The organism is Psychromonas hadalis ATCC BAA-638 (assembly GCF_000420245.1).
GTDB classification, from domain to species: domain Bacteria; phylum Pseudomonadota; class Gammaproteobacteria; order Enterobacterales; family Psychromonadaceae; genus Psychromonas; species Psychromonas hadalis.
In genome coordinates this window covers 1-9,166 of sequence record NZ_ATUO01000140.1, presented here as the reverse complement: position 1 = coordinate 9,166, position 9,166 = coordinate 1, and the positions used below count along the sequence as shown (strand labels likewise).

At 39.3% G+C, this 9,166-nt stretch carries 9 protein-coding genes; 3 read left to right on the top strand and 6 right to left on the bottom strand.

The genetic code is table 11. The features are described from left to right. Positions 1-277: 277 nt before the first annotated feature. The 3 genes from G322_RS0114805 to G322_RS0114795 all read right to left on the bottom strand — a co-directional run bounded on the left by G322_RS0114805 (position 278) and on the right by G322_RS0114795 (position 3,800). Positions 278-1,813: a hypothetical protein gene (locus G322_RS0114805; protein ID WP_022942522.1), complete on the bottom strand. Its 1,536-nt coding sequence runs from the start codon at positions 1,811-1,813 to the stop codon at positions 278-280. A gap of 116 nt (positions 1,814-1,929) precedes the next feature. Next, positions 1,930-2,721, bottom strand: a complete 792-nt coding sequence (locus tag G322_RS0114800; protein ID WP_022942521.1) for a Cof-type HAD-IIB family hydrolase — start codon at positions 2,719-2,721, stop codon at positions 1,930-1,932. After that, entirely contained in the window at positions 2,709-3,800 is a 1,092-nt protein-coding gene (locus G322_RS0114795; RefSeq protein WP_022942520.1) for an alpha/beta fold hydrolase, read from the bottom strand. Before G322_RS0114795 ends, G322_RS0114800 begins: the two co-directional genes overlap by 13 nt. Before the next feature lie 99 nt (positions 3,801-3,899). Here G322_RS0114795 and G322_RS0114790 point away from each other — a divergent pair, with 99 nt between their 5' ends. Beyond that, positions 3,900-4,127 (top strand): hypothetical protein, encoded by a 228-nt coding sequence (locus G322_RS0114790; RefSeq protein ID WP_022942519.1) that lies wholly within the window; start codon positions 3,900-3,902, stop codon positions 4,125-4,127. Positions 4,128-4,569: 442 nt separating this feature from the next. On the opposite strand, the gene G322_RS0114785 is transcribed toward G322_RS0114790, so the two are convergent. Next, complete coding sequence (locus G322_RS0114785) at positions 4,570-6,291, bottom strand: proline--tRNA ligase (protein WP_022942518.1); 1,722 nt, start codon at positions 6,289-6,291, stop codon at positions 4,570-4,572. On the opposite strand from G322_RS0114785, the gene G322_RS0114780 reads away from it, so the two are divergent. Further along, positions 6,290-6,919 (top strand): rhomboid family intramembrane serine protease, encoded by a 630-nt coding sequence (locus tag G322_RS0114780; protein WP_022942517.1) that lies wholly within the window; start codon positions 6,290-6,292, stop codon positions 6,917-6,919. The genes G322_RS0114785 and G322_RS0114780 overlap by 2 nt on opposite strands. A gap of 170 nt (positions 6,920-7,089) precedes the next feature. Here the strand turns inward: G322_RS0114780 and tsaA are convergent, their stop codons facing one another. Next, positions 7,090-7,791, bottom strand: a complete 702-nt coding sequence (gene tsaA, locus G322_RS0114775; protein WP_022942516.1) for a tRNA (N6-threonylcarbamoyladenosine(37)-N6)-methyltransferase TrmO — start codon at positions 7,789-7,791, stop codon at positions 7,090-7,092. Continuing rightward, positions 7,784-8,158, bottom strand: a complete 375-nt coding sequence (gene rcsF, locus G322_RS0114770; RefSeq protein ID WP_022942515.1) for an Rcs stress response system protein RcsF — start codon at positions 8,156-8,158, stop codon at positions 7,784-7,786. Before rcsF ends, tsaA begins: the two co-directional genes overlap by 8 nt. Positions 8,159-8,227: 69 nt before the next feature. On the opposite strand from rcsF, the gene gmhB reads away from it, so the two are divergent. Beyond that, the gene (gene gmhB, locus G322_RS0114765; RefSeq protein ID WP_022942514.1) at positions 8,228-8,788 is read left to right on the top strand and encodes a D-glycero-beta-D-manno-heptose 1,7-bisphosphate 7-phosphatase; all 561 of its coding nucleotides are present in this window, start codon (positions 8,228-8,230) and stop codon (positions 8,786-8,788) included. Positions 8,789-9,166: the final 378 nt, after the last annotated feature.

Genomic DNA, 9,166 nt, shown 5'->3' with positions numbered 1-9,166 from the left:
CTAGGCAGGACTAAAGTTCTACGTCCACGTTTTTATTTGGAAGTGGTATTTTATTTGGACGTGCTGCTTTAGCTGCGCCCTTGGTCACTAGGCAGAACTAAAGTTCTACATCCGAGTGATTGCTCACTAGACAGGACCTAAGTTCTATGTCCAAGTGTTTCATTGGTTTAAGCTCTCTTTTATGCCTCACCCATGTTACATGAACTATCAAAAAATCCAGATAAAAAAAGGGGAGAAATGCCCCTTTTTGAATTCAGCTGTTAATCACTCATTCATATTATTTGATTTTAATAGGAAACCATTGTGTTGGTTTACCTTTATTGAAAAGAATAACACCCGTCGAGTAATCCATTTTATTCACAACGGTTAGGTCACGGGTATGGATAGGGTAGCTGAGCCCATCAAAATTAAGCAGTGACCAGCCAGACTCTTTTTCAATAAGTAGGCTCTGCCAGAGGTAGTGTTGGGTTTGTGAAATAATGAGGGGGGCATGTACACGCGAAACACGGCTAGAGAATTGGTATCCCTCTTTACTCCCTTCAAAAATCAACATCTCACAGCCATTTTTATTTGAGCACCAATCAAGCAAAACGATTGCATCATCAATTCCGTCACCATTTAAATCATATTTGACGGCACTGAACTTAGTATTCTTTGGATCGGTGCGGTGAATTTTAAAGTAATCATTCACTGCTTTTTGTATATCAAGATCAACTTCAGCATCTGGACTAATACGCCGCGCTGTAAATTCTCGGTTTATATGTTTTACTTTAACGCTTTCGATGCCCTCTTGTGCATTCATTTTATTAAAAATAAATTTATTTGCAAAGGGCGTAACGATATTATGGTTATTCAGTTCTGTTGCACTTAGCGTTAGCCCTTCACGTTTAAAAACAATCTCTTGGCGTAATTTTTTCTCTCCTTGCTGGGTCAACATAATAACGACTTTATTAGGGGCGTTTGTTTTCCAAAATCCTGTTTTTATTGTCTCCTTGCCATCCACTTTTTCGTGGTATTTAACAGTATAGTTAGCGTTGAGTGTAAGGTTGGTTGTAATGCCACCTTTACTACTTAGGTAATACCCCGTAAAGAGCTGATCTTCAATGGGCCAACCTGGTTCACCACAACCGCTATATTCTCCCCAAATACTGTCTACTTTTGTTGTATATCCCCAGTATTCTTTATTTTTTAGATCGTAACAATGACCCGGTTGAATTTTTAGTTTTAAGCGTTGGCCTTTTTTATTGGTGGTGGTAATGGTGTTAATTTGTGTGGTTCTAAAATCTGCATCCTCAACGGCATAAGCTTGATTGCTCGCTTTGGTTGAGAAAAAAAGCTGTTGATTATCGATACTTAATCGCCAGTATGGCTCATCACCATTGGCTTTAAATAGAAAGGTATCAATGGGTTTGTCACATTGCAGGGACGCTTTTGCAAGTGCCATGTGGTGTACTCTATCAACGCGCATCAGCACATTTGACTTCTCTTGTTTACTTTTGGGGAAGGTAATTTCTCCTGCAAACTCAAGGTAGACTGGGGTATAAGGTGTTGATGTTATTTGCTCATAGATGTTGCGTAGTGCAAAGTTGGCGCTGATTGAGAACTCTTTATTCGCATCGCATGCTTTAAAGTAACCTTTACCATCTTTACCTAAGCTAAATTGGCCTCGAAAATTTCCTTCTAGTATTTTAGAAAATGCTTTTTTGATGATGGGGGCAGGTGCTGGTTTTTCTACACTAGGGGCTTCTGTGGAAGTCGAACTACAGGCGATAAGAAAGAGAGGTGCTGTAATTAATAGGGCTGAGAGACGCATATATAAACCTTTGTTCCATAAAGTAATGGGAATAGCTCTCTCAGTATAACAGTGCCTACTTATATTTCATCCTGTGGTCATTAAATATGTGTCGTCATTGTGATGATTCGCCGTGGTTATGTCAGTAGCTGATCTATTTTCAGTGCGACACCATGCTCTTTTGCCGACGCGGTCACCTCTGCATTAGGCAGTGCTTCGCGTAGTGCCTTTTGCGCATTTTTCATCAGGATTGGTTTGCCAACAACATTCAACATCTCTATATCATTCATGCCATCACCAAAGGCGATAGCCTCTTCAGTGCTAAAGCCTTTATCTTTTAGTACCGCTTTAACCGCAGTGCCTTTATTGGTATTTGCATCCATCACCTCTAAACATTTATCGAGTGAGAAGGTGAGGTTGATGCGTGAGCCAAAACGATTATTTAATGTTTGGTAGACCACTTCCAGTTGTTCACGCTCTGCCCAAAAGAAAATTTTAATGGTATTACTTTTATCTAATGATTGAATGTCTGTTTCTTGGCAATCAAAATCACCACCAAGGCCAATATCGTCAAGTTCTTTTAAACGGAAGTTAGCGTACCAATGTTGATCGGTAAAAAGGTTTATCTGTATTGTTTTATCAAAGGTTATCTCACAAATTTCGGTGGCAATTTCTGTCGGTAAATTTTGCTTGAGTATGATTTCGCCCCATTTATTGTGTACGCGCGCGCCATTGGAGGTGATTAAATAGATAGGCTCACCTAATTGATCTTGTAAACTTTTAGCTTCTATATAATGGCGACCTGTTGCAATAACAAACTTACGACCACTCTCTATCCAGTGATGAATACTTTTTTTTGTTTGCGCAGATATTTTATGATCTGGGCCCAGTAAGGTTCCATCAAGATCGGAAATGGCTACTTTGTACATATCAATTTACCTTGTTCTATTTTTGCTAAAAATTGTAGGGCGTGATTGAGGGCATCTAATCTAACGTTATCACGTTCTAATAATATCTCATGTTTTGCATCTTGGAGGGTTAAAAACTGATTGAATTTACAATATGTTACATTATTAAAAAAATCAGTTTGTCCTGTGCTGGTAACAATCTCATCAGCTCCCGCTTGAATGATTAAAATAGGTATATTAATTTTATGTGCATTTTCAATTGCTTGCTCGGTAGCGCTAATGCTTGTTGCCACCCAGCGCATGGTGGGATCACCCAGTTGGGTTTCTGGATGTGTTTCAAAATCAATCTGACTTGAATAAAAACGCGTTTCGCTGTGGGTTAAGTGGTTATCTGCGAATATTTTTGTTGAATAAGGTTCGCCCATCGGAACGTAGCAGGCTTTGTCACTAAACCAGTTACAAACCTCTGCGCTACTGTAGGTAATTATTTTGGCCAGCCATGAGGGTAAACCGGCAAGATCAATGGAGAGCATTGGGCTAAAGAAAACAGACGCTTGAAAGGGATGTTTAACCTGTTGCAGATAAAGGGCGCTAATCGCACCACCCATTGAGTGTGACAGTAGGTAACGTTGCTGATATTTTTTATCTAACTGGAGTGAGCTTACATATTGGTTAAGATCATCGACATAATCTTGGAAGTTAACCACGTACCCCCGATGTTGATCGCCGCCAAAGCGCTCAGAAAACCCTTGTCCACGATGATCAATAAGAAAAACATCGTAACCTTGTCGGTTAAGGTCGTAGGCAAGCTCTTTATATTTCAGCACACTTTCATTGCGTCCTTGGCTGATGACAATGACTTTATTGTTGCCAGCTGTGACTGAGATTGTATGTACTCTTTTATTATCAACCCCTTGGAAATAGCTGCTTTTGGCATTACTTTTCCAAAATTGTAAAATTTCTGCATTGTAATTATTAGTGAGGGCGGTTTCACTGCTTAATTTAAAAGGGTTGTTTAGTATATTGATGGTCGCAAAGGTAAGCGTTGTGAATAGCAAAAAAAGAGGGATTAATACAAGTGAATATTTGTTAGCTTTCATTTAAGCGCTCATCTGTTAAATTTTAAAAGGTGTTGAGTTGATGTTTTTATTTATATTAATCATAATTACTTAAAATGATAAGTTTTAAAGAGGTTTTTTGTGAACAAAAAGTTTACGTTACATTTAGATGCTGCTTTAGTGTTAGTGGTTTTGTTTTTTTCTGTGCTTGGATTGGCTATCTTTTTACAATCTCAAGTGAGTGTTTTAACCTTGGAAAACCAGACATTACAGTGGCAGGGGGTAGAAGACAGCTTTAACCTTTCCTCTAAAGATAACTATATACTGAAACTTGAAGGTGAATTGAAAGTATTAAAGAGACCAGAGTAACTGACCTCTTTAATCAACTGGGCTCAACAAGGCGGGACTAAAAAAAGGGCTCGCAGAGTTTAGCCACTAAGAAGACTGAACTGACGTGTCTATTTGTCGTTTTATTTGGACGTGCTGCTTTAGCTGCGCTTTTGGTTAATTAGGCAGGACTAAAAAAAGGGTTCGCAGAGCTTAACCCGCACATAAGACTGAACTGACGTTCAATTCGCTCTTACGTCCGATTGGTCATTTTATTTGGACGTGCTACTTCAGCTGCGCCTTTAGTTAATTAGGCAGGACTAAAGTCCTACGTCCGAGTGATTGGTCACTAGGCAAGACTAAAGTCCTACGTCCGAGTGATTGGTCACTAGGCAAGACTAAAGTCCTACGTCCGATTGGTCACTCAGCAAGACTAAAGTCTTGCGTTCCAAAAACGATCACATATTTATTGAGTTTGCTATAATTAAGCCAATTTTGCTTTAATAAACTCAATCACTTCCTCGATTTTAACTTCTTGTTTCTCACCAGACTTGCGATCTTTATATTCAATCACGCCGTTATCGATACTGCGATCGCCAATCACTAATGTATGTGGAATGCCGATAAGTTCTGCATCGGCAAACATAATGCCTGGACGCTCTTTACGATCGTCAAACAATACTTCAATGCCTGCTGCTTGTAATTCTGCATAATACCTTTCTGCAAGTTCTGCAACACGGTGTGATTTTTTCATGTTCATCGGCACTATAACCACAGAAAATGGTGCAAGGGTATCATTCCAAATGATGCCATTTTTATCGTTATTTTGCTCAATGGCCGCCGCAACAATACGTGAGATGCCAATACCGTAACAACCCATGGTTAAGGTTTGATTTTTACCCTGTGGGTTTAAGACCGCCGCTTTCATCGCTTCAGAATAAGCGGTGCCCAGTTGGAAGATATGACCTACTTCGATACCACGAGCAATAGAAAGTGTGCCTGTACCACATGGACTAGGATCACCTTCAACGACATCACGAATATCAGCAACTTCATAACTTTCAATATCACGATCCCAGTTAACACCCGTTAAGTGTTTACCTGTCTCGTTTGCACCACATACAAAGTCAGCTAGTTTTTCTGCGCTACGATCAACGATAGTACGGATAGCTAAACCCTTAGGGCCAATAGAGCCTGCATCACAATTTACAGCTGCTTTAATCTGTTCTGCATTGGCAAAAACTAATGGGCTTGCAATACCTTCAATGTTTTCTGCTTTAATCTCATTAAGATTATGATCACCACGCACAACCAAGGCAACAATAGGAGCATTTTCACCCTCTTCACAACTACCTTCTACTAATAGCGTTTTAACAACTTGTGTTGCGTTAACATTAAGAGAGGTACAAACTTCTTCAATAGTATGCACATTAGGTGTTTCAATGGATACAACTTCAGCATTTGCAGTTGGACGCTCAAAAGTAGGAGCTAATGCTTCCGCTTTTTCTACGTTAGCTGCGTAATCGCTTTCGGTTGAGAATACGATCGCATCTTCACCACTTTGTGCCAATACATGGAATTCGTGAGATGTACTACCACCGATACTGCCGGTATCAGCAATAACAGGACGGTATTCAAGCCCTAAACGATCGAAGATACGGCAATATGCGTCATACATCTTTTGGTAGGTTTTCTCTAAGCATTCTTGCTCAAGGTGGAAAGAGTAAGCATCTTTCATGGTAAATTCACGAGCACGCATTACACCAAAGCGTGGGCGAGTTTCGTCGCGGAATTTAGTTTGAATTTGAAAAAGGTTCAAAGGTAGTTGCTTGTAACTATTTACCTCTTTACGAACTAATTCTGTAACAACCTCTTCATGTGTAGGACCTAAAACGAAATCACGGTTGTGTCTGTCTTTAACACGTAACAGCTCACCACCATATTTATCCCAACGACCTGTTTCTACCCAAAGATCCGCTGGTTGCACTACGGGCATTAAAATTTCTACCGCGCCTGCGCGTTCCATCTCTTCGCGCACAATGTTTTCAACTTTACGTAATACGCGCAAACCTGTTGGTAACCAAGTATACAAACCAGAGGCTAATTTACGGATCATACCTGCACGCAACATGAGTTGGTGGCTAACAATAACAGCATCGCTGGGAGCTTCTTTTTGTGTGGAAAGTAAATAGTTGGTAGTGCGCATGGTAATCCTTAAAGTTTCAGGTCAATATAAAAGAGGGATTTTATATAATAAAGGGGATGAAATGAAGCAGTATCTACGAAGTGGTAAAGTTAGCTTTATTATTATGGTTGTTTGCACCGTTATTTTTGCTTTAAATACCGTGTTACCTATCAATCTAAATCAGTTTGGTATTGTGCCACGTTCAACAAGTCATCTTTCTGGCATTTTATTTGCTCCTTTTTTGCATGGTAGTTGGGCGCACCTTTTTAGTAACTTTTTACCCTTTGTGGTATTTGGTATGTTGATTGGGTTAAAAAGTATTAAGCGATTTTGGTTATTGTTTACCATTCATATTATTAGTACAGGATTTTTAGTGTGGTTATTTGCACGTGGCAATAGTGTGCATATCGGCATGAGCGGTGTGATATATGCCTTTTGGGGATATTTGATCGTGTATGGGTTTGTGCGCAGAAAGTTTTTACATATTATGATCTCAGTGATCACATTGATTTTTTATGGTGGATTAGTGGTGGGCGTGTTGCCAACAACGGCAGGTGTTTCTTTTGAGAGTCACCTGCTCGGGGCAATTGTGGGCGCCATTAGTGGTTACCTGTTTGCTAAGAAATCGTTACACAAGAACTTGCGCTAAATTGTTTTCAAAAATCCTTAAGGAATCGTTACAAAATAACTTGCGATAAATTGTTTCCAAAAAGCCTTAAGTGACTGGCTATTTAAAAAAAAATCGCAAGTAATGTTGAAGCCAATCCTAAATGACTGGTTATTTTGAAAACAAAAGCGCAAGTAATTTTGAAGCCGATCCTAAATCAGAATCTCGATAGCGGTAACGGTCGTAGTGTTGTTATTTACCTGCCAGAAAACATTAAAATCAAGTAGGTGCATTGCATAAGTTTTCTTGTCTGCTTTGCCTTTTTTATAAGCGGGACGTGGATCTTGCTTTAATACTTCGGTTATTAATGTTTTTAATTCTTCGTTATTGGCTAGCATTTCTAATGACTGTTGTGAAAAGTTAACCAGCATTGAGCTTTCGGGTATTAGCTGAGCAAAGCCCGCTTTTGCCTCTGGTTTGCTGTCGGCATAGGGTATATAGGGTTTAATATCAACAATCGGTGTGCCATCAACCAGATCAATATTGCTCAATTGTAGAAACAGTTTACCCTCTTTTTGAATCACACCATGAAATTCAACTAAAGATAAACCGATAGGATTGGGCCGATTTGGACTGCGTGTGGCAAAAACCCCGATACGTTTATTACCGCCTAAACGCGGAGGGCGTACCATCGGTTGCCAATTTGATTGAGGTTTGTTTTTATGAAAAATAAACATTAACCACAGATGACTATATGCTTCTAACCCTACAAAGGCGTTAATATCATTATAGGGGGGTAATATTTCTAACAACGCGTTGGCGCTTGGCACTAATCCGGGTTGTCGCGGAACGGCAAACTTCTCTTTATAAGGAGAGTGGATAGTTGCAATGGTTTGCAGTGAAAAATTATTCATTTTCAGTTACGTCTATGGCGCGTGCATAACAGATAATATTACTGATACAGGTTTTGTCTGTTGCAAAGTTGATACAAGATTGGAATACGATACCATTTGCATTCATATTGGCAGCATTAATACGTGCGTTGGTTCTTGCTTCTTTAATATCTGCAGGAAGATCTTTCTTCGCTTGCTGGCAACTACTGCCTTCGACTGCACTAATCAGTTGGTAATCTAAGTCTTGCAAGTCTGATTTTGAGTAGACAGTGACTTGTGAGGGTTTAAAGTATTCATCAAAATTTTCTTTATCAAGATTCGAGGTGAAGCTGTAATGACTACAGCCTGATAAAAGACCAACGGAAATTAGGGCGATAAAACGTAACATTTAAGAAACTCTTTATAATAGAAGCAAAAAAGCGATAATAGCATCCGTACAGACACTATAGGAAAAACTATGACAACAAGTAATAACAAACGTGCCATCTTTCTCGACCGAGATGGCGTAATAAATGTAGACAAGGGTTATGTATCGGTTGTTGATGACTTTGAATTTATCGATGGCGTAATAGAAGCATTACAAGCATTAAAAGAGAAAGGTTATCTATTAGTTGTTATTACTAATCAATCGGGCATTGCGCGAGGTTATTTTTCAGAAGAGCAGTTTCATACATTAACAGAGTGGATGGATTGGTCATTGGCTAATCGTGGTGTCGATTTAGATGGTATCTATTACTGCCCTCATCATGCTGAGCATGGCATTGGCGAATATAAAGTGGATTGTGATTGTCGTAAGCCCAAAGCAGGTATGTTAAATGAAGCGATTGAAGCGTTGGGTATAGATGTCACACAATCTATTTTAGTGGGCGATAAAGTGTCTGATATACAGGCAGGTATCGCTGCGGGCATTAAAACTAACTATTTAGTAAGAACAGGAAAAGAGATCACCGAGCAAGGCGAAAACTTAGCGACTGCCATTTATGATGATTTAGCGGAAGTTGTTGGCGTTGTTGAATAGTTTTGTGAATAACTTACTGTTTTCTGTGGGTAAGTTGTTATCAAAATAGGTATAAAAACTAATTGTAAAAATAACGGTTTTTTATTCAAATAACGCTTGCCAACGTTCGCACAATCCCTATAATGCGACCCACAGACAAGGCAACTAACGCAAGTTACTAACCGAGTCCGAACCAACAAACTCAGTGAGTTTGAGCCAACAAAAACTTTTAAAGTAATTTAAAATAACATGTTGACAAGGTTCAAGGTTAGCGTATTATACGCACCTCGCCGAAAGGCACGCTCTTTAACAATTTAATCAAACAATCTGTGTGAGCATTGATAGACGATTTCAAAAAAGTCCACTCTCCTCGTGAGAAGGGGACAAAAAGAATCAATA